The organism is Sinorhizobium alkalisoli (assembly GCF_008932245.1).
Classification (GTDB): Bacteria; Pseudomonadota; Alphaproteobacteria; order Rhizobiales; family Rhizobiaceae; genus Sinorhizobium; species Sinorhizobium alkalisoli.
Genome location: NZ_CP034909.1, coordinates 195080 through 217372, shown reverse-complemented (window position 1 = coordinate 217372; position 22293 = coordinate 195080). Strand labels below are relative to the sequence as shown.

At 62.9% G+C, this 22293-nt stretch carries 17 protein-coding genes and 1 tRNA gene; 5 read left to right on the top strand and 13 right to left on the bottom strand.

The window, feature by feature from the left end:
- Window positions 1-9: 9 nt before the first annotated feature.
- The 5 genes from EKH55_RS00995 to EKH55_RS00975 all read right to left on the bottom strand — a co-directional run bounded on the left by EKH55_RS00995 (window position 10) and on the right by EKH55_RS00975 (window position 4133).
- Window positions 10-486, bottom strand: a complete 477-nt coding sequence (locus EKH55_RS00995) for a UPF0262 family protein (RefSeq protein WP_069459530.1) — start codon at window positions 484-486, stop codon at window positions 10-12.
- On the bottom strand, window positions 483-1787 hold the full coding sequence (gene hisD / locus EKH55_RS00990; RefSeq protein ID WP_151610804.1) for a histidinol dehydrogenase: 1305 nt from the start codon (window positions 1785-1787) through the stop codon (window positions 483-485). The genes EKH55_RS00995 and hisD overlap by 4 nt, the downstream gene beginning before the upstream one ends.
- A gap of 35 nt (window positions 1788-1822) precedes the next feature.
- Complete coding sequence (locus EKH55_RS00985; protein WP_069459991.1) at window positions 1823-2263, bottom strand: DUF2948 family protein; 441 nt, start codon at window positions 2261-2263, stop codon at window positions 1823-1825.
- A gap of 199 nt (window positions 2264-2462) precedes the next feature.
- Window positions 2463-3755, bottom strand: coding sequence for a UDP-N-acetylglucosamine 1-carboxyvinyltransferase (murA, locus tag EKH55_RS00980; protein WP_069459532.1), 1293 nt, complete (start codon window positions 3753-3755; stop codon window positions 2463-2465).
- A gap of 165 nt (window positions 3756-3920) precedes the next feature.
- Entirely contained in the window at window positions 3921-4133 is a 213-nt protein-coding gene (locus EKH55_RS00975) for a hypothetical protein (RefSeq protein WP_069459533.1), read from the bottom strand.
- 268 nt (window positions 4134-4401) lie between these two features.
- Between EKH55_RS00975 and EKH55_RS00970 the strand changes: the two genes are divergently transcribed.
- Window positions 4402-4476 (top strand) — tRNA-Thr (locus EKH55_RS00970).
- A 223-nt stretch (window positions 4477-4699) separates the two neighbouring features.
- Here the strand turns inward: EKH55_RS00970 and EKH55_RS00965 are convergent.
- Window positions 4700-5014 carry a hypothetical protein gene (locus EKH55_RS00965; protein WP_069459534.1) on the bottom strand — a complete coding sequence of 105 codons (315 nt, stop codon included), beginning with the start codon at window positions 5012-5014 and terminating at the stop codon, window positions 4700-4702.
- Window positions 5015-5267: 253 nt separating this feature from the next.
- Here EKH55_RS00965 and EKH55_RS00960 point away from each other — a divergent pair, with 253 nt between their 5' ends.
- Window positions 5268-5465: a ribbon-helix-helix protein, CopG family gene (locus EKH55_RS00960; RefSeq protein ID WP_069459535.1), complete on the top strand. Its 198-nt coding sequence runs from the start codon at window positions 5268-5270 to the stop codon at window positions 5463-5465.
- An 85-nt stretch (window positions 5466-5550) separates the two neighbouring features.
- Here the strand turns inward: EKH55_RS00960 and EKH55_RS00955 are convergent, their stop codons facing one another.
- Complete coding sequence (locus tag EKH55_RS00955) at window positions 5551-5814, bottom strand: hypothetical protein (protein WP_069459992.1); 264 nt, start codon at window positions 5812-5814, stop codon at window positions 5551-5553.
- A 216-nt stretch (window positions 5815-6030) separates the two neighbouring features.
- Here EKH55_RS00955 and EKH55_RS00950 point away from each other — a divergent pair, with 216 nt between their 5' ends.
- The gene (locus tag EKH55_RS00950; RefSeq protein ID WP_069459536.1) at window positions 6031-7008 is read left to right on the top strand and encodes a CAP domain-containing protein; all 978 of its coding nucleotides are present in this window, start codon (window positions 6031-6033) and stop codon (window positions 7006-7008) included.
- Window positions 7009-7033: 25 nt separating this feature from the next.
- On the opposite strand, the gene EKH55_RS00945 is transcribed toward EKH55_RS00950, so the two are convergent.
- Window positions 7034-9295 (bottom strand): PBP1A family penicillin-binding protein, encoded by a 2262-nt coding sequence (locus EKH55_RS00945; protein WP_069459537.1) that lies wholly within the window; start codon window positions 9293-9295, stop codon window positions 7034-7036.
- A gap of 141 nt (window positions 9296-9436) precedes the next feature.
- Window positions 9437-9628: a hypothetical protein gene (locus tag EKH55_RS29645; protein WP_425353241.1), complete on the bottom strand. Its 192-nt coding sequence runs from the start codon at window positions 9626-9628 to the stop codon at window positions 9437-9439.
- Between the two features lie 461 nt (window positions 9629-10089).
- On the opposite strand from EKH55_RS29645, the gene EKH55_RS00935 reads away from it, so the two are divergent.
- The gene (locus EKH55_RS00935; RefSeq protein WP_106407894.1) at window positions 10090-10236 is read left to right on the top strand and encodes a hypothetical protein; all 147 of its coding nucleotides are present in this window, start codon (window positions 10090-10092) and stop codon (window positions 10234-10236) included.
- 163 nt (window positions 10237-10399) lie between these two features.
- On the opposite strand, the gene EKH55_RS00930 is transcribed toward EKH55_RS00935, so the two are convergent.
- From EKH55_RS00930 to EKH55_RS00915, 4 genes are all read right to left on the bottom strand, one after another.
- A complete protein-coding gene (locus EKH55_RS00930; RefSeq protein WP_083265370.1) occupies window positions 10400-10612 on the bottom strand; it encodes a hypothetical protein in 213 nt (70 codons plus the stop codon).
- Window positions 10613-10953: 341 nt separating this feature from the next.
- A complete protein-coding gene (gene pncB, locus EKH55_RS00925; protein ID WP_069459539.1) occupies window positions 10954-12258 on the bottom strand; it encodes a nicotinate phosphoribosyltransferase in 1305 nt (434 codons plus the stop codon).
- Between the two features lie 131 nt (window positions 12259-12389).
- Window positions 12390-12989 carry a bifunctional nicotinamidase/pyrazinamidase gene (gene pncA, locus EKH55_RS00920; RefSeq protein ID WP_151610803.1) on the bottom strand — a complete coding sequence of 200 codons (600 nt, stop codon included), beginning with the start codon at window positions 12987-12989 and terminating at the stop codon, window positions 12390-12392.
- 178 nt (window positions 12990-13167) lie between these two features.
- Window positions 13168-14355, bottom strand: a complete 1188-nt coding sequence (locus EKH55_RS00915) for a polysaccharide biosynthesis/export family protein (RefSeq protein ID WP_069459541.1) — start codon at window positions 14353-14355, stop codon at window positions 13168-13170.
- A gap of 405 nt (window positions 14356-14760) precedes the next feature.
- Here EKH55_RS00915 and EKH55_RS00910 point away from each other — a divergent pair, with 405 nt between their 5' ends.
- Entirely contained in the window at window positions 14761-22278 is a 7518-nt protein-coding gene (locus tag EKH55_RS00910) for a type I polyketide synthase (protein ID WP_151610802.1), read from the top strand.
- The last annotated feature ends 15 nt before the right edge of the window (window positions 22279-22293 follow it).

The window sequence follows — 22293 nt, the reverse complement described above, 5'->3', positions numbered from 1 at the left end:
TCCACCCCTCTAGCCGCGCCAATAGAGCACACAGACGAGCGTGAAAAGCCGGCGCGCCGTGTCGAAATCCAGCCGGATCTTGCCCGACAGGCGATCCATCAGCGTCTGCGAGCCTTCGTTGTGGATGCCGCGCCGTCCCATGTCGATCGCTTCGATCTGGCTTGGCGTCGCCGAACGGATCGCCTCGTAATAGCTCTCGCAGATCAGGAAATAGTCCTTCACGATCCGCCGAAAGGGCGTGAGCGACAGAATATGGGTGGCGACCGGCTCGCCGCCATCGGTCGAGATGGCAAAAACCAGCTTCGAGTCGACCAGCGACAGATTGAGCCTATAGGGGCCGCCGGGATGGCCGAGGGGTTCGAACAGGTTTTCTTCGAGGAGATCGAAGATCGCAACCGCGCGCTCGTGCTCCACGTCCGGCGTCGAGCGTCCGATCGTCTCGTCCAGTACGATGTCGCAAAGGCGCAAGTTGCGATCGGCCCTCATCCCTCTCCCCCGAGATTGAGGCGGATGGCGACCGAGCGGGCGTGAGCCTCGAGCCCTTCGGATTGCGCGAGCGCGATCGCCGCCGGACCGAGGCCGCGCAACTGATCGGGGCCAAGTCGCAGGATCGAGGTCCGCTTCATATAATCGAGCACGCCAAGGCCGGAGGAGAAGCGGGCGGAGCGCGCCGTCGGAAGCACGTGATTGGAGCCGCCGACATAGTCGCCGATGACTTCCGGCGTGTGGCGGCCGATGAAGATCGCGCCGGCATTTCGGATCTTCGGCACCATCGCATCCGGATCGGTGATTGCCAGCTCTAGATGTTCCGCCGCGATGCGATTGGCGAGCGGCACCGCCTTTTCGAGATCCGGCACCAGGATGACGCCGCCGAAATCGCGCCAGCTTGCCATCGCCGTCTCGGCCCGCGGCAATGTCTTCAGCTGCCGTTCGACCGCCATTTCGACCGCATCCGCGAAAGCGGCATCGTCGGTGATCAGGATCGCCTGCGCGCCGGGATCGTGCTCGGCCTGGGCAAGCAGGTCGGCGGCGATCCAGTCCGGATCGTTGTCGCCATCGGCGATCACCAGCACTTCCGAGGGACCGGCGATCATATCGATGCCGACCGTGCCGAAAACCTGGCGCTTCGCCGCCGCGACGTACGCATTGCCCGGCCCGACGATCTTCGCCACCGGGGCGATCGACTCGGTGCCATAGGCAAGAGCCGCGACCGCCTGAGCGCCGCCGATGCGGTAGATTTCCTCGACGCCGGCCAGCCGCGCGGCCGCGAGAACCGCCGGATTGATGGCGCCGCCGCTTGCAGGCACGACCATGACGATCCGCGGCACGCCGGCGACCCTCGCCGGCAGCGCGTTCATCAGCACCGAGCTCGGATAGCTCGCCGTGCCGCCCGGAACATAGAGGCCGACCGCATCGATCGCCGTCCAGCGCGAGCCGAGACCGACGCCCATCGCATCCTCATAGAGGTCGTCCTTCGGCAATTGCCGGCGGTGATGCGCCTCGATCCGGGTTGCGGCGACCTTCAGCGCGCCGAGGACCTCCGGCTCGACCGCATCGATCGCCGCGTCGACTTCTGCCGCCGTGACCGCCATGCCGGTCTTTGCGAAATCAAGGCCGTCGAAGCGGGCCGAATAGTCGGCAAGCGCCGCGTCGCCCCGCGCCCGGACGTCAGTGATAATGGCGTGCACGGCGGCGTTTACGTCCTCGGAGACCTCCCGCTTCGTCGTCAGGAAGGCGGCGAACTCGCGTTCGAAGCTCGCATCGAGATAGTTCAGCCTGATTGCCAATGCGTTGATCCTTTTAATGATGGCTGGCGGTGCGCTCAGACGCCCTCGGGGTGGCGCGGCTTGAAGGCCGTTTCCCAGGCGCCGCCTGTATCGGCAAGCTGCACCTCGATGCATTCGACATCAAGCGCAATGGACGCGGCACCGGCGAGTACGAATTCGATCGTTCCTTCCGGCCCTTCCTCCTTTTGCGAAAAGCGCAGGGCGAGAAGGTCGAGAACCGTTTCCGCGTCGTTGCGGTCGAAGCCGAGCGAGCGAACGGCGGTAATGCGCTTGAAAAGCAGGACGGACCGGCGCCGTTCGAAGCTGCGGCGGCCACCCGCTACCTTTTCCCAAACGAAACGATTGATCACCAGGGAGAATTGGCCGCGGCGCGGGTCATAGACCATGCCGCCCACCTTGAAGACTGCGTCCTGCACATGCGCGGAAACGACGCCCAGGTCCTCCTCGTCGAGTGCCAGCAGTTTCAAAGCATCCATGCCACCCATCCCTGTTTCTTCGCTTACCGCCTGTCTCCGTCCCCGATCAAGGACGAGGAACATGCAGCAACTCAAAGTGCTACGGCGATTTTGCGCGTCTGAGACGACGCGCGGCGCTGTAGCGTCTTTGGCGCCGCAACCGCCAAGGACATAGGACGTCGCGCTCGAAACCGCAACGGTTTCAGTGCGGAGCTGGAAATCAGTCGCTGACCCGCTCCACATGGGCGCCGCAGCGCGTCAGTTTTTCCTCGAGCCGCTCGAAACCGCGATCAAGATGATAGACGCGCGAGACCACGGTCTCGCCTTCCGCCGCAAGCCCGGCAATGACGAGCGAGACGGAGGCACGCAGGTCCGTCGCCATGACCGGCGCCCCTTTCAGCCGGCTGACCCCCTCGATTTTCGCCGTCTGGCCGGAGAGCGAGATCTTCGCGCCGAGGCGCGCCAACTCCTGCACATGCATGAAGCGGTTCTCGAAAATCGTTTCGGTGATGTGGGAGACGCCGGTAGATTTGGTCATCAGCCCCATGAACTGCGCCTGAAGGTCGGTCGGGAATCCCGGGAAGGGATCGGTGACGATGTCGACGGGGCGGATGCCGGCGCCGTTGCGGACGATCCGGATACCGCTGTTGGTCTCGCTGATCTCGGCACCCGCGCGGCGGATCGCCTCGAGCGCCGTGTCGAGTAGGCTTGCCTCGGTATCCTCGAGAATGACGTCGCCGCCGGCCATCGCCACGGCCATGGCGTAGGTTCCGGTTTCGATGCGGTCAGGCAGCACGCGATGGCGGGCGCCGGACAGCGAGCGCACGCCCTCGATCGTGATCGTGCTCGTGCCGTGGCCGGAAATCCTGGCCCCCATGGCGTTGAGGCAGCGGGCAAGATCGGCCACTTCCGGTTCGCGCGCGGCATTGCCGATGACGGTCGTGCCGTTGGCAAGCGTCGCCGCCATCATCAGCACATGCGTCGCCCCGACGGAAACTTTCGGGAAGACATAGCGCCCGCCGAGAAGCCCGCCTTCCGGCGCCTTGGCGTTGACGTAACCGCCATCGATCTCGATCTCGGCTCCAAGCGCCGTCAGCCCTTCGATGAAGAGATCCACCGGTCGGGTGCCGATGGCGCAGCCGCCGGGCAGCGAGACGCGCGCCTTGCCTTCGCGGGCAAGCAGCGGACCGATGACCCAGAAGCTCGCGCGCATCTTGGAAACCAGCTCATAGGGCGCCGTCGTCGATACGATGTTGCGGCTGGTAAAATGGATCGTGCGGGCATAGCTCTCGCCCTGACGCTCGCGCCGGCCGTTGACGGAAATGTCGGCGCCATGATTGCCGAGGATGCGGATCAGCTGCTCGACGTCGGCAAGATGCGGCACGTTTTCCAAAGTCAGCGTATCATCGGTCAAAAGCGACGCGATCATCAGCGGCAAAGCGGCGTTCTTGGCGCCGGAAATGGGGATGACCCCATGAAGTTCGTTTCCGCCTACGATCCTGATGCGATCCATGAGACCTCTTGCACGGGCGCCGCCCGCCTTTCCAAAATTCCAGTGTTGCTAAAGCGCGTCTCTTAGTGGAGATGCCGTGAAAATAGAAGTGCCTTGAAGTGCAAGTTGAATGCCGGAAACCGCGAGAACGCACAAATTTTGCGCCACTCACCGCCGGACAGGGACCTAATCTTCCGATTCGTCCGTTTTTGCGGCAGGCAATCCGGTCGTCTCGTCGGCCGCTCCTGCCCGACGCGCGCGCGCCTGCTGCTTGCGGCGCTGGAGATTGTCGCGCAGGTTCTTCGCCAGCCGCTTACGCCGCACCTCCGCCCCGCTCGCCGGTGCCTGCGCACCGCTTTTTGAGCCCGGTGCGCGCTCCTTGTCGTCATCGTTCTGCATGTATTCTGGATTAGCGCAAAACCGCGACGTCCGGAAGCGGCAAGGCGCTCTCCAGCAGCGCCGAGTCCTAGAATGCGGCGAGACCGGTTTCCCTCTCCACCTCAAGGCTAAGACATTGAAACCGTGCGCCCCCTTCGGCTGTCCGCAGGACGGTGCGACAGCCCGCCCGCCAAGCCGGACCAAAAACTTCGAAATGCTGCTTGCGCTTGCCGCCAAGCTATGGCAATAGGCCCCTCGCTTGATGCGGCTCGCAACGAAGCCGCCGAATGCTGCTATAGCTCAGGGGTAGAGCACTCCCTTGGTAAGGGAGAGGCCGAGAGTTCAAATCTCTCTAGCAGCACCAGTTTTTCTCAACGCACAGCACCTTAGCGGCTACTAGCGCAGCCACCTGAATAGCCCTGTGGCACAAACCTGGCACAGCCTGATCACCAGCCGCTCCGGCATCGCCGCTGTGATTTCCGTTTGATTAAAATTCAACCAGCGCTTACATTAAAACCATACGGCCCCTCTCGTCGTTGACCACGGATGTACTGGCAGCGACGGGAGGCGGCTGCGGAAGGTCGGGTTCAGCCCGGCCTTTTTTGTTGGGCGAGGTTTCGCGACTGTAGCTCGATTGGAAGGCCCTGGATTGCATAGCGCGGCAGCGAAAATGCGCAGGTTCGCCTGTTTTTGGCAGCCTTGCCCAATTGATACTCAAGCTTCGCCGCCAGGCCGGATCGGGACCCCTCACCCGCCAGGAACAGCTTGGTCACAAGCAGCGCAGCAGTGTTGAAAAGGTGGTGGTCCTCGGCAAGGAAGCCGGAGTCGTAGCCAGCGTCATCCAAGACAGACTGGATCATTCGCCTATCGGAAGGTGAGATCGTGTCTACGGTGGAAGACATGGCGTCCTCCTTTCGTTGAGGGCTAGGGCAATTAGCCCTCAAGCAGTAGTGCCCGTGATATTGCTACTGAAGGTTGGACCTTGCGCCCTTGTGGTCTGAATAGCAACAACCCCCAGGTTTAATATGGAATTGCGCCACATCATCGGTCTACCCGTTGCTCTCCTACCCCCATTGGGCGACGCCACTAAGCCTTGACTGCACCTCCGCCTATGCGACCCTTGAAGCTCCTGATTGTAATGCGTAGGGGGCGATCATGATTTTTCCCAGCGTGGAGCGTCAGCGGACGAGGGCCTACGATGATGTTGAGCCGGCCCTCGATGCCGCCTGCAAAGAGCTGGAGATGACGCGAGACGAGTTGATCCGCCTCATCATTCGCGAATGGCTTGAGCAATACGGCTTTCTCCTGACCCATTATATGGACGAAGGCAGTTGGAAAGAGGACAGCCCGTAGCGGCAGTCATGCTGGCATCGGGCCATTGTCGGGTCGATGGGCTTGTGCTTGTTGGAGCGCTTTGCCATCCGGAGCCATTCAACCCTCATCCGGTCGTTGCGCCCCAATTCGGGTCCCATTCGACGCCTTCGGCAAGCTCGACATAGATCGGTGCTGCGCCCAGGCTGTGGGTCTTTGCCAGCTTCAAGGCATCCTCCGGTCCCATTTCCTCGCCTGGGAAAATGGTGTCGTCCTCCGAGGCATCGGTGACCTTCCGGACATAACCTCTCACCTGACCATCGGAACGGTAGAGCTTGACGATTACGGCGCCCGGCACGGGCTGGTCAGGAAGCCGATGATAGGTAGGCATGTCGATTTCTCCGAATGATGAGCCGTCATCCCGCTGTTGGGGATTAACCGCCGGCGAGGCCATCGGTTCCTCTGGATAGAGCCACGCGGGTTCTGCCAGGGGAACATCTTCGGCAAACTTGCGTTCGTCCCCTGCCATGAGGCGTGGCCACGAGGACTGAGGGCGGTTCGTACGCGCCAATGAACGCCCGCTGTGGGCGCCGAGAGGAGGAGGTCCGTGAGGGGCTGGATCACCAGTTCAATCGCCCGGAGGTTAGGCTTTGTCGTCGCAGCCATCCTGCTGCCGCTTTGCTTCGGCGCGGCGGCGCGGGTCGGCGATACGGGGGATCTGGCGTCGCTGCGCGCCGAGGCGCTCGCCCTGGTCAATGAGGCTCGCAGCCGGCATGGTCTTGATCCACTGCACCTGACGGAGACACTCAATTCCGCGGCGCAGGCCCACGCGGAGGACATGCTCGCGCGGAACTACTATTCCCATACCGCTCCCGAAGGTGAGGAGGTCGGTGACCGTTATCGCCAGCGCGGCGGGAGCCGCTGGGAAAAAGTTGCAGAGAACATCGCCCGCTGCACCGGCTGCCCGAGCGTGCCGACGACCGAGGGCGTTTCCGAGTTTCACGAGGGCTGGATGAACAGTCCCGGACATCGCAGGAACATTCTCGCCAGGGGACTGGAAGACTTCGGCTTCGGCATCATCGGCGAGAGCGGCAGGCAATTTGCGGTGCAAACATTTGCCGGCCCGGGCATGCCATTGGCGCTGAAGTCCGACGAAGAGCCCGTCGCGCTTTCGGCGAAGGAGCAGATTGCTGCGGCCGCGCGTCTGATAAACGCAGAACGTGAACGGGAGGGCCGCGCGGGCTTGAAGACGAGCGAGGCGCTCAATGCGCTTGCGCAGCGCCTCCTGCCAAAAGACCTGTCCGACGACAGGGTCATGGAGCGGCCGGACGGCTTTTTCGAGCTGCTGCCTTCCGGTTCTGCAAGGGAGTGGCGCACGATCACCGTGGCAGCAGGTGGTTGCGGCGGCTGCGGCACGCAGCCGACCGGAGCCGATATCCGTTACTTCGTCGATCAATGGCTCGAAAATTCCAAGAACCGGGCAGCGCTTCTTGGTTCCGAGCCGACCCATCTCGGATTTGCGATGCTTGCCACCGGTGAGGGACGGAAGGTTGCGATTGCGGTCGCGGGCAAGCGGCAGGAATAGCCTGAGCCGAAGTCAGGGACACGGCCTACTTCTCGCAGAGCCGCCGCGGCCCATCATAGGGCTGGAAGGTGCAATCATCCGGCCGGAAGGAGCGGTAGGCGCGGGCGCAGGCGCGGAAGTTGCAGGCGGGCGCCGAGCCGGCTACCCGGGCACCGGGCTCCTCGGGATCCCCTTCGGCCAGGGCGGCCGTCATGAAATTCCGCCAGATGCGCGCCGGCAGCTTGCCGCCGGTGACGCCCTTCATGGGCGTGTCGTCATCATTGCCGACCCAGACTCCGACGACGAGGGGCTCGGTGAAGCCGACGAACCAGGCGTCGCGATGGTTCTGGCTGGTGCCGGTCTTGCCGGCGGCGGGCACATCGATGCGCGCTTCGCGGCCGGTGCCGCGCTCGACGACGAGCCTCAGCATCCCGACAAGATCCGGCCGGTATTCGCCGATATCGATGGTCGGCTGCTTGGAGGGTCCCACCCGGAAGGCCCGCGGCTGGCCGTCGGCATGCACGAAGACAATGCCCCAAGGCTCGATGGGCGCCCGGCCCGCGCGGACCGATGCATACGCGCCGGTCAGGTCGAGCAGGTTCACTTCCGACGACCCCAGCGCAAGGCTTGGAGTGTCCACAAGCTTGGCATCGATCCCGAGTTCGCGCGCGGCGGCAACGACCCTGTCGATGCCGACCTCCATCTCCAGGGCGACGGTCGCCGCATTCAACGACCGCGCGAAGGCTTCCGCGATGCTGACCGGACCACTATAACCGCCGCCGAAATTCTCCGGCGACCAGCCATTGATTTCGACCGGCGCGTCGTCGATCGGATCGAACGGGGTCAGACCAGCCTTCAGGGCGGCATAATAGACGAACAATTTGAAGGCCGAGCCGGGCTGGCGCATGGCCGACGCGGCGCGATTGAACGTGCTTTTCGAATAATCACGGCCGCCGACCATCGCAACGACGGCCCCTTCCGGAGTCATGGCGACGAGCGCCGCCTGCGAGACTCCCGCCTTTTCGCCCTCCCGCTCGAGCGCTTCGGCGACGACTTTTTCGGCGATCCGTTGCAGCCTCGGAACCATCGTCGTCCTGACCTTGATCGTGCCGCGATAGGGTCCGGCGAGCTCGCGGGCATCCTGCATCACCCAGTCGGCGAACCAACTGCCCGAGCGGATCGCCGGCGTCGACGGCCGGAGGCTGGCGAATTCGGCGCGCGCCGCCTCCGCCTGTTCCGGCGTTATCTTGCCGCCAGCGCGCATGGCGGCAAGAACCTGCTCCGCCTGCTGGCGGGCTCCCTCTGGATTGGTGAGCGGATTGAGCTGCGAGGGAGCACGGATGATGCCCGCGAGTATCGCCGCCTCGCCGACATTGAGCTCGTGCACGTCCTTGTCGAAATAGATGCGCGCGGCCGCCGGCACGCCGGTTGCCCCCGCCCCGAGATAGATGTTGTTCAGATAGCGCGCAAGAATCTCGTCCTTGCCAAGCTTTCGCTCCAGCCAGAAGGCGATCACCGCCTCCTGGATCTTTCGCTTCCAGGTGCGCTCTCGCTCAAGATAGAGAATCTTTATCAATTGCTGCGTAATCGTGCTGCCGCCCTCGATGACCTCGCCGGCGCCGAGATTTCTGTAGATCGCCCGGGCGATGCCCCGGAAGTCGATGCCGGCATGCGCATAGAAACGGCGATCCTCCCGGGCGAGGACGGCATCGATCAGGTGCGTCGGGAAATCTTCTCGTGCGGCGTAGGGGCCCTGAAGCGGTCCCTGGCTGACGAGGGGCTTGCCATCGGCTGTTTCAAGGACGACGACAGGTTTCCGCGATCCGTCGGCAATTTCGCCCCACGGAACGTCGTAAAGCGCCCAGGCGAAAACGGTGGTGAAAAACACCAGTATCGCGGCGATTCCGACCAGGAAACGCCGCACCAATACCGATCGCGTGACGCCACGGCCGGGCCCGGCAACCGGATCCAGTCCGCGGCCGGCGCCCCTCGGCCACATCTGCACCGAAGGCGCTGCCGGCGCGGCCGCGGGCTTCGCCTCGGAAGAAAGGGCTTTCTTCTGCCGCTTCCGGAAAGCGACGCCCCGAGCGCCGGATTTTCCGATGGCTTGACGGGTCGCTGCCGGTACTTCCACGCGCAGAGCCCGGCCGAGCCTGACGACCGCGCGCCCCAGTTCGGCAAGTGCCTTCTTCGTCTTTGTGAATGCCGAAGGCTCCGCCCTACCGGAGCGAAGCCGACGGTCGGGCCGAGGCACGTCCGCTCCGGGGGCCTCCTCACCGCTTTCCTTTGCGACATCGCTTTCCGCCATCCGAGCTCTCGATCCGCCAGTTCCCCTACTGCATCTACCTCGACCTAAGGGCAAAGACATGCAGCAGCTCAAAGTGCTACACCGACCTTCGCGCGTCCGATAATACGCGCGGCGCTGTATTAGCGGCGATGCGCAGAGACATCAGTATACGTCATAATAGACGGGAACCCGACGGCCGCGCTTGCACTTGATCTCTTCCTTATATTCGTCCTTGTCCCACTTGCGCTCGATCTTGCAATTGCCGCGTCGCTGGTGGCGATGCTCGCGATAAAAACGACGGGGGTGCTCCTCGTACCGCGGCGACCATCTGCCGTGACCGCTTTCGTCGTTCAGGCTTCGGCGGCCGCCGTCCCCATCTGACCGGAAACAGTCGCAAGTACCGCGACGATTGTCCCGATTTTCTTCATAAAGGTCTCCCTGGGCTCTCGCGCATAACGCAATTGCCGGCGAGTGGTTGCCAGGAAGATGTCCGAAACGTGATCGCGCCTCATCGCCAGGGGCAATAGGCGGCGACTTCGGCCTCGGTGTGGACCTTCGGCCACGCATCCTGCGTGCAGATCTGGATCAAGACATTCTTAACCATATCCTGAGTTACGCGGGGAACAGACGGATCACTGCCACAGGATTATCTCCATTGAGCGTTCTTTGGGGGCCACTGCACGTCTCCTGAAATCGATCTCAATTTAAGGCAAAGACGTGCAGCAACTTCAAAGTGCTACGGCGACCTTAGCGCGTCTCTTAAGACGCGCGGCGCTGTAGAGCCCCGCAATTCTTGCGTTCTGAAGGACATGGATATGATCAAATCGGGTGTTGGCGCCACTATTGCCGTTCTTGTTGTCTCGATCATGGTCAGCGGCATCCTGCATCTCGCCCTGTCCCAATACAGGACGGAAGCGAACGCCGCCGTTTCGGGCGAAATCACCTCTTCCATACCGCGCTGACGATCTCGCGCGAACGGCGCTCGGCTCGAGGCAGCACCGCCTGACCTACGAGGAAACTCCCCCGGCCTCGGCGTCTACGCTTTGCCGGCCGTCCGCAGGCGGAAAAGCGCAAGTCTCTTCCGCATACCTGCTACAAGCTGAGCTGGCCGAAAGCCGCTATCTATCAGGAAAGCTGGTGATGCTGGGCCGGCATGAAGTCTCCCATGCGGGCCAGGAGCTCGTGGCAGGAGCACTTCTTCTGATCCATCAGGTCGAGGATCCGCCGGGCTGCCCGGTTGGCCTCCGCGCCATCTTTCCCGACATTGTGCAGAGCGCACCAGATGTCGAGCGCTCCGCGCATGACATCCACGTCATCCGGTGAATAGGTTTGACGCACGAACCCCTCCCAAGGTGTACCTCAATGTGCGCCATCATGGGGTATTTCGAACGAAATTCAAGAAAATAGTGAGGCGCCTCAATAAGTCATATGATTGGAGGAAATGTGCGGATTTCCGTCGCTTCCCCCGGACCTTACAGCGCCCCCCTACAGCGTCGCGCGCCATATTAGACGCGCAAAGGTCGCTGTAGCACTTTGGATTGAACCTTCACGACCTTGACGCGAGATCAAGCTTCCATGGCCCTATTTGACTGGGCGATCGCGGATATTCGCATTGCCTGTATCTCCGCTGGAATGGACCGTGTCAGTTCAGGAGCAGGACACGCTAAGCGTGAGGCCGGTCAAACCCGGACGGTCTGTTCGACGAAATCCTCCGTTCCGAAGAATTTCAGGTAGCGCTCCACTTCAGCGGGATCGCCGATGACCTTGCGCGGATTGTCGGAGAGCTTGACGGCCGGTCGGCCATTGGCTTCGCTGACCTTGCAGACGATCGAGATCGGATAGAGGCCGCCGATCTCCGTCGGGGCGCACCCGGCGAAATCATTGGTCAGGTTGGTTCCCCAGCCGAAGCTCATGCGCACGCGGCCTTCGAAATGGCAATAGGTCCTGATGATGGTGTCGACATCCAGCCCGTCGGAGAAGATCAAGAGCTTTTCGCGGGGGTCGCGACCCATCTTCTCCCACCAAGCAATAATCTTCTCACCGCCTTCGATCGGCGGGGCGCTGTCCGGCCGGAAACCGGTCCAGTCCGCCACCCAACCCGGCGCATTGCGCAAGAATGCCGCGGTGCCGAAGGAATCCGGTAATACGATCAAGAGGTTGCCACCATAAAGCCGGTTCCAGTCCTGCAGCACCTTGTAAGGCGCGGCGGCGAGTTCTTTGTCGTCGCGTGCGAGTGCCGCCGCCACCATCGGCAGCTCGTGCGCATTGGTGCCAAGCGCTTCGAGATCGGTATCCATGGCGAGAAGCACGTTGCTCGAGCCCGTGAAGGACGCGCCAATGCCCTCCTTCAGCGCCTCGACGCACCAGCGCTGCCACAGGAAGCTGTGGCGACGGCGCGTGCCGAAGTCTGAAATGCGCAGGTTGGGATATTGCCTGAGACGCTCGACCTTCGACCACATCTTGGCCTTGGCTCGTGCATAGAGCACATCGAGCGTGAAGGGACCGAGACCCTTCATCGCCGCACGCGAACGCAATTCGTTGATGATCGCGAGCGCCGGGATTTCCCACATGGTCGTTTCCACCCAGCGGCCACGGAAATTCAGCTCGAACTGGCCATCGCGCCGCGACAGCTCATAATCGGGCAGGCGGAACTTGGCGAGCCAGGCGAGGAAATCCGGGGAGAATATCTGCTTGCGGCCGTAAAACGTGTTACCTGCCAGCCAGATCATCTCCTTCTTGGTGAAGCGCAGGCTGCGCGCATGTTCGAGCTGGTCGCGCAATTCCTGCTCGTCGATTTCCTCGGCTAGCCGCACGGTCCTGGTACGGTTGATCAGCGAGAAGGTCGCGTCGACGTCCGGATAGAGCTGCCATATCATCTGCAGCATCAGAAGTTTATAGAAGTCCGTGTCCAGCAGGCTGCGGATAATGGGATCGAGCTTCCAGGTATGGTTGTAGACCCGCCGCGCAATATCGGTCTTAGGCATCTGCGAGAATACTCCCTTCGGATCACCACGGTCGAGCGATTCTAAACCCGGTGATCGATTCGTGTCAGCCAAAGCGGACGGAGGTCAAGGGGTACATTCGCCCTCGCGCCCGGCATCACTGGGTCAGAGCCCTAGCCGACCTGCACGCCGGCCTGGCGCATGCGCTCAATCATCGCCGCAAGCGACCCGTTCAGGTCGATTCCGCGGCAGGCGTCGAGCACGACCGATGTCGAAAAGCCCTGCGCGACGGCATCGAGCGCGGAAAAGGCGACACAGAAATCGGTCGCGAGACCGCAAAGCTGCAATTTCGTGATACCGCGCTCGCGAAGACAGCCCGCCAACCCCGTAGGCGTTTTGTGATCGTTCTCGAAAAATGCGGAATAGCTGTCGATTTCGGCGCGGAAGCCTTTGCGCACAACCAGCTCCGCCGAAGTCCACCGCAGCCCGGGATGGAAATCGGCACCGGCGCTGCCCTGAACACAATGCTCCGGCCAGAGCGTCTGCTCGCCATAGGGCATCGAGATCGTCTCGAAGGGGGCCTTGCCGGGATGGCTGGAGGCGAAGCTCGAATGACCGGGCGGGTGCCAGTCCTGGGTCAGGATGACGTGCCGGGCCCGTTCGATCAGGCGATTCACCACCGGCACGATCTCGTCGCCGCCCTCGACCGCAAGTGCTCCGCCAGGGCAAAAGTCGTTCTGCATATCGATGACGATCAAGGCGTCTTCGGCCATGGTCCCTCCTCTCGATCCGGCGAATCCCGTGTTCGCGATCAGCAAATCGATTTGGACGCAAGATCAATCATAGAACGCGGGAGGCGGCAAGCATGTTCACGGCGCGGCCGATGATCCGCCGCGAATTGAATTTCGCCCGGTATGGATGAGATCACCTGCTCCAGGCGGGCGCCCGCTATCAGTTGCCGAGATCGTTGATATTGTCGGCGATGTTGACTCCGGAATTTGCAATTCCGATGGGTCTTGCGATGAAGTCCATGAATTTGGTGATATCGACCGAGGGGTGGCGCGATGCATAGATCACATCGCGGTTCTTGATCGGGAAAGTCTGGCCGACGATCAGGCTGTCGGGATTCGTCATATCGAAGCGATAGACGAGCGGGTAACGGCCGACGCTGTCGGGCTTCATGCCTTTCTTGAGCATGGCATGGAATCGCTCCTGGCCGAACAGACTCATGACGATGTCCGGTTCCTCGTAACGGAAGACGAAATAGCCCTTGGCATCGACCGTCCGATCGGAACCACCGCCACCAAGCGCAACGGCCTCCAGCAGGTTGAGATCGTTGGAACCGAACTCGACGCGCTTGTTAAGCCGCACCTGGCCAAGAATCGTGAAGGTGCGCGGATCGCGGGTCACGAAGATCTGGTCGCCCGGCTTGACGTGAATGTTCTCCGATGGGCTTTCGATGATCGACTTCAGGAGGACCGTTCCGGTCTTCTTGCCGCGCACGAGCGTGACATAGGTCTCGTAGGGCTGCGCCGAGGGTCCGCCCGCCTTGGCGATTACCTCGTTGATGGTCTCACTGACGAGATTGAGCGGCACGACCGATGGACGACCGACCGCCCCTGAAACGGTGACGATGCGCGAGGCAGTCGACGTGCTCGTCACGATGACGTCCGGTTCCACCGCTTTCTGCCTGAGGGCCTCGAGAATGGCCTGGCGTGCCTGCTCGAGCGTCAGGCCGGCGAACCGGACCGAGCCGACATACGGAATGGCAGCCTTGCCGTCCGGCTGGACGACGAGATCGATGCTCGTCTGCTTCGATTCGGTTGTGGAAAACAGGCCGTCGCTGCCCGCCTCGAAGATCGTGACCTTCAGCTGATCGCCGACACCGATGACGACCTGGCCGACGCCGCCGCCTATTCCAAAGCGGCGGCTGAGCGTCGTCGCCACATAATCGGAAACGAGCCGGGCGGATTGTCCATCGACGTCGACAATATCGAAAACGGTGGCGTTCTTCCTGCCGATCGCCGCGCCGGACTGCCCTGCTTCCGCAACGATATCAGTCGTTAGAGGCCCCTCTCCCGGTACGGCCTGACATCCCGCAAGCGCGGTACAGATCAGAAGGGCAGTCACTCGCTTCACCACGATACTCCAGTATTCAGCACAGCCATGATTCCGTTCATGTTTCTGCGCCGCATATTTCCCGGCAGGCAATCCGCCGGTCCCTGAAAAGCACAATCGCCGCCCCACAACAAGTCACCCGCAGTCACGGCAACCAAATTTATTCGGCACTGCGCCTTTACGGTCATACCCCGGCAATCTCGGTTACAGACTGTCGTCTTATTTGTGTTGGATAGAGCTTGCGCGAGGGATATCTAAGCCTTCGGGCTTGAAAGCTAGGCTCTATCGGTTAAAAGCTCGCTAATACAGTAGAGGGTTCAAACGGGGAAATTTCACCCAAGGAGAGCATCTTCCATTGCAATCCCGCGTTCGACGTTGCAATGGGCTGGAACAACTTTAACGACAGTTCAGAGCGTTCGATCGTACATGACAGTTGAAATCATTGGGCGTGCATGCCTGGCTCCTGGAGCGCAGTCACCAGAGGCGCTATTCGAAATCCTTCGTCAGGGCATGTGCACCGTGTCCCGGGTGCCCGAAGACCGATGGGATCTGGCGCGATTCTGGCACCCCAGCATGGGGACGCAGGGCAAGACCTACACATTCGCCGCCGGCGTCCTTGATCGCATCTATGATTTCGATCCCGCCGTTTTCGGCATGTCGCAGCGCGAGGCCATGTATATGGATCCGCAGCAGCGCGTGCTGTTGCAGCTTGCCTGGCGCGCGCTGGAAGACGCAAACATCTCGGTTGCCTCTCTGCATGGCGAGAATGTCGGCGTCTATGTCGGCGCCTCGAGCCTGGACCACGCCAACCTGACGGTCGAAGACCCGGCCGCCGCCGGTCCCTATTTCATGACCGGCAACACGCTGTCGATCGTCTCCAACCGTATTTCCCACGTCTTCGGCTTGAGTGGACCGAGCATGACGGTGGATACCGCCTGCTCCTCCTCACTGGTGGCGCTCGACCAAGCGATGCGGGCGCTCAATGCCGGCGAGATCGACACGGCGATCGTCGGCGGGGTCAACGTGCTGGCCCATCCGCTCCCCTTCGTCGGCTTCGCACAGGCGCGCATGCTTTCTCCCGAAGGTCTCTGCCGGGCCTATGACAATGATGGCGCCGGCTATGTGCGCGCCGAAGGCGGCGTCGTCTTCATCCTGCGCCGTTCGGACCGGGCCCGACGGGAGCGGGACAGGAGCTATGCGAAGATCGTCGCGACCGGCGTCAACTCCGCCGGCCGCACAAACGGTATTTCGCTGCCGTCGCGCGAGGCGCAGGCAAACCTGCTCAGGTCCATCTACGAGGGCAACGGCATCGATGCCAATCAGGTGGCCTTCGTCGAGGGACATGGGACGGGCACCAAGGTCGGAGATCCGGCGGAAGTCTGGTCCATCGGCACGGTCATCGGCGCCAAGCGCAGTGCCCCGGTACCGATCGGCTCGATCAAGTCGAATATCGGCCATACCGAACCGGCGTCAGGTCTCTTTGGCATGATGAAGGCCGTCCTTGCGCTCGAACACAATTATCTGCCGGCGTCGCTGCACTTCGACACTCCGAACGAGCACATTGATTTCGATGGGCTCAATGTTCGCGTTACGGCCAATCCGATCGAGCTTCTGAAGGGCAAGCGTACGCGCCTCGCGGGGGTCAATTCCTTTGGATTTGGCGGTGCCAACGCGCATGTCGTCATCGGCGATCCGGACGTGCAGCCTGAGCAAAAACCTGCGGCCGCGCCCTCCGGGCATGTGTTTCTCGCGAGCGCTCACACGCAGTCGAGCCTGGAATTGTTGCTCAAGGATTACAAGGCCGCGTTCGCCGGCGCCTCGAAGGAGAAGGCGCGCGCGATCATCGCCGCCTCGGGCGCGAACCGCACCCATATGCGCCACCGTTTCGTTGCGCGCAGTGACAGTCCCGAAGACATCGCCAGGGCCATTGCCAGCCATCTCGACAAGCCGGGTTCCGATATCGGCGAAATCGGCGAGGCACCGGTGAAGAATGCGCCGATCGCCTTCGTTTTCTCCGGCAACGGCTCGCAATGGGCCGGCATGGGCGTAGAGGCCTTCCGGGAGAACCTGCACTTCCGGCAATCCTTCACGTCCATCAGTGCCCTCTTCCGATTCCATGCCGACATCGCGCTGACGGACTTGCTGACGGATCCGGCGCTCGACAAGAAGCTCCCTGATACGAAAGTCGCACAGCCGCTGCTCTTCGCAATCCAGGCGGCCCTTTCCGACTCGCTCGTGGCGATGGGTATCAAACCGGCCGCCGTGTTCGGCCACTCGGTCGGCGAGATCGCCGCCGCTTACGCAGCCGGCGCGCTGTCGCTCGTCGACGCCGTGGCGATCGTGGCCAAGCGATCGCTGCACCAGGACGGGCTTGCGGGCCACGGCACGATGGCCGCCGTGATGCTTGGCGAGGAAGCGGCCGAAGCCTTCGCCCAGGCGCGTGGGCTGAACGCGCTCTGCGTCGCCGCAGTCAACGCGCATAATTCGGTCACGATCTCCGGACCGGCGCACGAGGTTACCGCTTTCCGCGACGCCGCGCGCAAGGCGAAGATCCCGGTCCAGATCCTGGACATCAACTATCCGTTCCACCATCCGATCATTGATCAGGCCAAAGAAGCCTTCCTGGCCGATATACCGGACATTGCCCCGCGCCGCACGGAGCTGACCTACTTGTCGACGGTCACCGGCGGCGCCCTCGACGGCACCGAACTCGACCCGGAATACTGGTGGAAGAACGTCCGCGAACCGGTCCGCTTCCAGGCGGCGGCCGAAGCCGCGCTCGAGCTCGGCTGCCGTCTGTTCGTCGAAATTTCCCCCCGCCCAATCCTCTCCTCCTATGTCAAGGAAACCGTGAAGCAGGCGGCGCTTCCGGCAACGGTGGTGCCGACCTTGCTGCGCGATGCGGGAGAGCCGGGACACGACCCGATCTCCGCCTCTATGGCCCGCGCCGTCGCGCACGGCGCCACCGTCGACCGGCCCCGCGTCTACGGCAGGCGGGATGCCTTCGTCGAATTGCCTTGCCTGCCTTTCGAGCCGGTGGAACTGCGCCCACAAGCGACCAGCGACGCGACGGACCTCTTCGGCCGCTCCGGCAAACCATACCGCTTGTCCGGCTGGCGCGCCGACCCGAACAGCGGCAGCTGGAAAAACCACATCGATGCGCATCTCTATCCGGATCTCGCCGAACACGTCGTAGACGGCAAGGCCATCCTGCCGGGCAGCGGATTCATCGAAGTGGCGATCTCGGCTGCGCAGCAATATTACGGCAGTGACGAGGTCGAGATCACCAATCTGGAGATCGTCCGACCGCTCGAACTCAGCGACAGCCGCATCATGGAACTCTCGACGGTCCTGTCGCCGGAGACCGGCGACATCGAAATCCGCTCGCGCGAGCGCCTGTCGGAGGACGATTGGACGGTGCATGCCGTCGCCAGGAGCCGCAAGCCCATACCGGGCGCAAATGCGGGCTGTCCGTCCTTCGCGGGCGTGGCAAAAACAGGAATCGTAACGCCGGCAAAAGCCTATGAAACGGCAAGACAGTTCGGACTCGACTACGGCCCGCGCTTCCAGTTGCTCGCTGAGGCCGTCGCCTATGGCGACCGGCTGATCGACGTGGAACTGAAGGCACCGGCAAAGCCGGGCCATCCGTTTGTCAGCTATGCGCTCAATCCGATCTCCATCGATGCGACCTTCCATGGCCTGGTGGCGCTCTTCGACCGCTTCACCGGTGACAGGGGCGGCGCGCCTTACATCCCGGTGCGCTTCGGCTCGGTGCGCGTTGTCAATTCGGGTCGGACGATCGCCCGTGCAACGATCGAAATCGAGCGCGTCAGCGCCAATTCGATCAAGGCGCGGTTCCACTTCTTCGACGAGCAGGGCGCGGCGGTCGCGCGTTTCGACGACTGCCGTTTCCGGCGCACCTATCTGCGCAAGCATAAGACGCTCGGCGACCTCTCCTTTCACTACGAGGCGGTGCTGTCCGAGGCAGCACTTCCGGGCAGGAAGCCCCTCCTGTCGATGCCGGCAAGGCTGACGGAGCAGGATGGCGCCGCAAGCGGCGTCGACAATGCGACGCTGCTCTTCAATGCCGCCATCTATCGCGCCTGCCAGGAGATTGCTCTGAAGCTTGCGAACGGTAAGGGCCTGATCGCGAGCGATGCACTGCCTGGGGACCGTGCGTTCCAATGCTTTCTCACGAGTTGCCTTTATGCTCTCGAAGATGCAGGGCTCTGCGAACACCAGAACGATCACTGGCAGGTCTCCACGGAGTTCACCCTTCCGACGGTTGAGGAGATCCTCGGCGAGCTTTACGGCGAGCGCCCGGATCGTGCCGTCGAAGCGGTTCTGATCAACAATGCTTATCGGGAGGCGCTCAGCCGCCTCGACGCACTGCTCTCCGCGCGGTTCGGCGGCGAAGCCTTGGCCTTCAACGGAGCCTTCATCAGCGAGGCGACGCTCGACCATCAGGCCGTTCATTCTCCGGCAAGCCGGTCGCGCATGGAGCAAGTCCTCGCTGCGGTGGACCGTGCCCTGGCCGGGCAGCCGAAGGGCAGCCGCTTGGGCATCGTCGAATTCGGCAGCGTTTCCGTCGGCTTCACGCGTCGGCTCGCGGAGCTCGCGCTCTGGCACGGAGCACGCCTTTCCGTCGTCGAGCCGCGCGACAACGCCCAACGCAATCTCGAGATCGCCTTCGAGCAGGACGCACATGTGCGGATACTCGAGAAGAGTGAATTTTCCGCCCTTGGTCCCTTCGATCTGGCCGTGAGCGCCTCCGACAGCCTTTATGAGCTGATCGAGGAGGAGAGCGGCGTGCGCAACGCGCTCGGGTCGATGCTGCGGGAGAACGGTGCCCTGGTCGCATCCGTCAGCGCGCCGTCGATCTTCCGCGACTTTGCGCTCGGCCTCTGCGATGGCTGGTTCGCGCGCAGCCAGACGGCGGAGTTCCCGATCGGCAAGCTTGCCGCCGTACCGCATTGGCAGAAATGCCTCAGCGATCTCAAACTGCGTGAGGTCAGGATCGCCGAGCGCGAATGGCCGCACGGCAACGCCATCCTTATCGAAGCCCGCGGGGCGGCAGGCCAGCCGGCGCAAGGACCTGTCTCCGGCGCCATCCCCTATCTGCTACTCGAAACTGCAGGGAGCCGACCGGCAGCGGTGCCCGCAGATGCGATGCGCATTTCGCTTGGGGGCGACATGGCGACGGACACGGTCAAGCTTCGCGGCGCCTTCGCTGCCTTTGGAGAAAGGCCGGTTCGCGCAGTGCTCCTCTCGCCGGCCACCGGTCCTGCCGGCGACGACGATTCCGCCTTGTTGCAGACGCAGGTGTTGGCGCTCAGCGCTTTCGCCGAAGCCCTGCGCCAGCACGTCGGAGAGGGCAGCGGGGACGAGCGTCCCCGCCTCGTGCTCGTTGCACCGGGAGGCGCGCCGGTTTCCGCCCCGACAAACTCCGGCGTGAATTCAGGTCTGTGGACCTTCGTCCGCGTGCTCGAGAATGAATACGAGTTTCTCGACGTCCATTCGCTCGATTTCAGCGACAAGATCGAAGCGGGGGCGGAAGCGATGATCGCCTCCGCACTGCCGCTCCTGACAATCGAAGGCTCCAATCGCGAGTGGCTGCTCGATCGCAGCTCGGGCCTCTTCTCCGAGATCCGGGCAGTGCCCGGCCCCGTCGGCAAGAGCGAAGGTAAAACGCGCAGCTTCGCTGCGGCGACCATTCGCCAGCGCGTCAGTTCCCAGGTCGGCAGCATCGCCTGGGAGGAGACCGACGTGCCGCGGGCCGGACCGGGAGAGATCGTCGTTGCGGTCGCCGCGACAGGCCTCAATTTCCGCGACGTCATGTGGGCCATGGGCCTCCTGCCCGAGGAAGCGCTCGAAGACGGCTTTGCCGGAGCGACGATCGGCATGGAGCTGTCCGGCCATGTGGTCGAGATCGGCGAAGGTGTCGACGACCTCGTCGTCGGCGACGCCGTGATGGCGATCGCCTCCTCCGCCTTCTCGACCCACGCGGTCGTCTCGCGCGCCGGCGTTGCCAAACTGCCGCGAACAATCAACCCGGTGGCAGCCGCCACCCTGCCCGTCGCCTTTCTTACGGCCTATTACGCCATGGTTGAGCTCGGCCGCGTCCGGCCGGGAGAAACGATCCTCATCCACGGCGCCGCCGGCGGTGTCGGCCTTGCCGCACTCCAGGTGGCGAAACTAAACGGGGCGACGGTCATCGCGACGGCCGGAACCCGGGAAAAGCGGCGCTTCCTGAAGATGCTCGGCGCCGATCACGTCTTCGATTCCCGCTCGCTCGGCTTCGTCAACGATATCCGGGCCGTAACCGGCGGCGAAGGCGTGGACCTCGTGCTCAACTCGCTCTTCGCCGAGGCGATGGAGCAGAGCCTCGCGCTCGTCAAGCCCTTCGGCCGCTTCCTCGAACTCGGTAAGCGCGACTACTATGCCGACAGCAAGATCGGCCTGAGACCGTTCCGGCGCAATATCAGCTATTTCGGCATCGATGCGGATCAGCTTCTCGTCAACCAGCCCGGCTTGACAAAGCGCATCTTCGTGGAAATCGGCGCGCTCTTCGATGAAGGAAAGCTAACGCCGCTTCCCTACCGCGCCTTCGACTTCGATGAGATCGGCAATGCCTTCCGGCTGATGCAGAATGCCGGTCATATCGGCAAGATCGTGGTGCTGCCCCCGGTAACCGGCAGGCATGAGATTACGGCGAGGCCGAACGCGGGCATGAACGTCGATCCGGACGGCATGCATCTCGTCGTCGGCGGCATCGGCGGCTTCGGCCTCATGGCGGCCAATTGGCTGGTCGAGAAAGGCGCGCGCAAGATCGCCCTTTGCTCCCGACGCGGCCAGCCCGACGCGGAGACCACGGCGATGCTGTCGCGCTGGGAGAAAGCCGGCGTGTGCGCCTCGCTTCACGCCTGCGACGTGACCGACGCCGCAGCCGTCGAAACGCTGCTTTCCACGCTTCGGGGGCAAGCACCGTTGCGCAGCGTCGTGCATGCCGCGATGGTGCTCGACGACGCGCTGATCAGCAATCTCAACCGCGAACGCAACCGGGTCGTGATCGACACCAAGGCTAAGGGCGCGGCGATCCTCGACCGGCTGACGCGCGGAGACCAGCTTGACAATTTCCTCCTGTTCTCCTCGGCTACCACATTAGTCGGCAATCCGGGCCAGGCGAACTATGTCGCGGCCAACGGCTATCTCGAAGGTCTGGCCCGGACGCGACGTGCAGAAGGCCTGGCGGGCCTGGCGGTCGGCTTCGGCGCGATCGCGGATGCCGGCTATCTGACGCAGAACGCCGACGTCAACGACCTGCTCGCCAAGCGCATCGGCAAGACGGCGCTCAAGGCCCAGATGGCGCTCGACATGGTCGCAAGCCATATCGCCGCGGACACGGGAACCATCGACGCCGGCGTCGTCATGATTTCGGAGATCGACTGGGCGGCGGCGCGCAACCTGCCGATTGCCCGCAATGCGCTCTTCGAAGTGGTCCTGCGCAGTGCCGACCAGCACGTCTCCGGCGCCGAGGGCACCACGATGGACCTTGTCGCGATGATCGAGGGCAAGTCGCCACAGGAGGCGGAAGACATTCTGTTCGATCTGGTGGCGGGAGAAATCGCCGCGATCCTGCGTGTGTCGAAGGATACCGTGACGCGCGGCAAGATCCTCAAGGAGATCGGCCTCGACAGCCTGATGGCGGTGGAACTCGGCATCAGCTTCCAGCAGAACACCGGTTTCGACATGCCCTTGAGCGGCGTTGCCGACCATACGACTGTCGGCGATGTTGCGCGCAAGCTCTACGAAAAAGTGAGCAAGCGCGACCTGGGCGATGAAGGCGAAGGCGCCGACGACAAGCTCGTTACCGAGTTGACGCAACGCCATGTTGGAGCGACCACGGCGCCGCGTGCCCTGGCAGACGCGCAAAGGTCGATCTAAATCCACGTTCTCGTT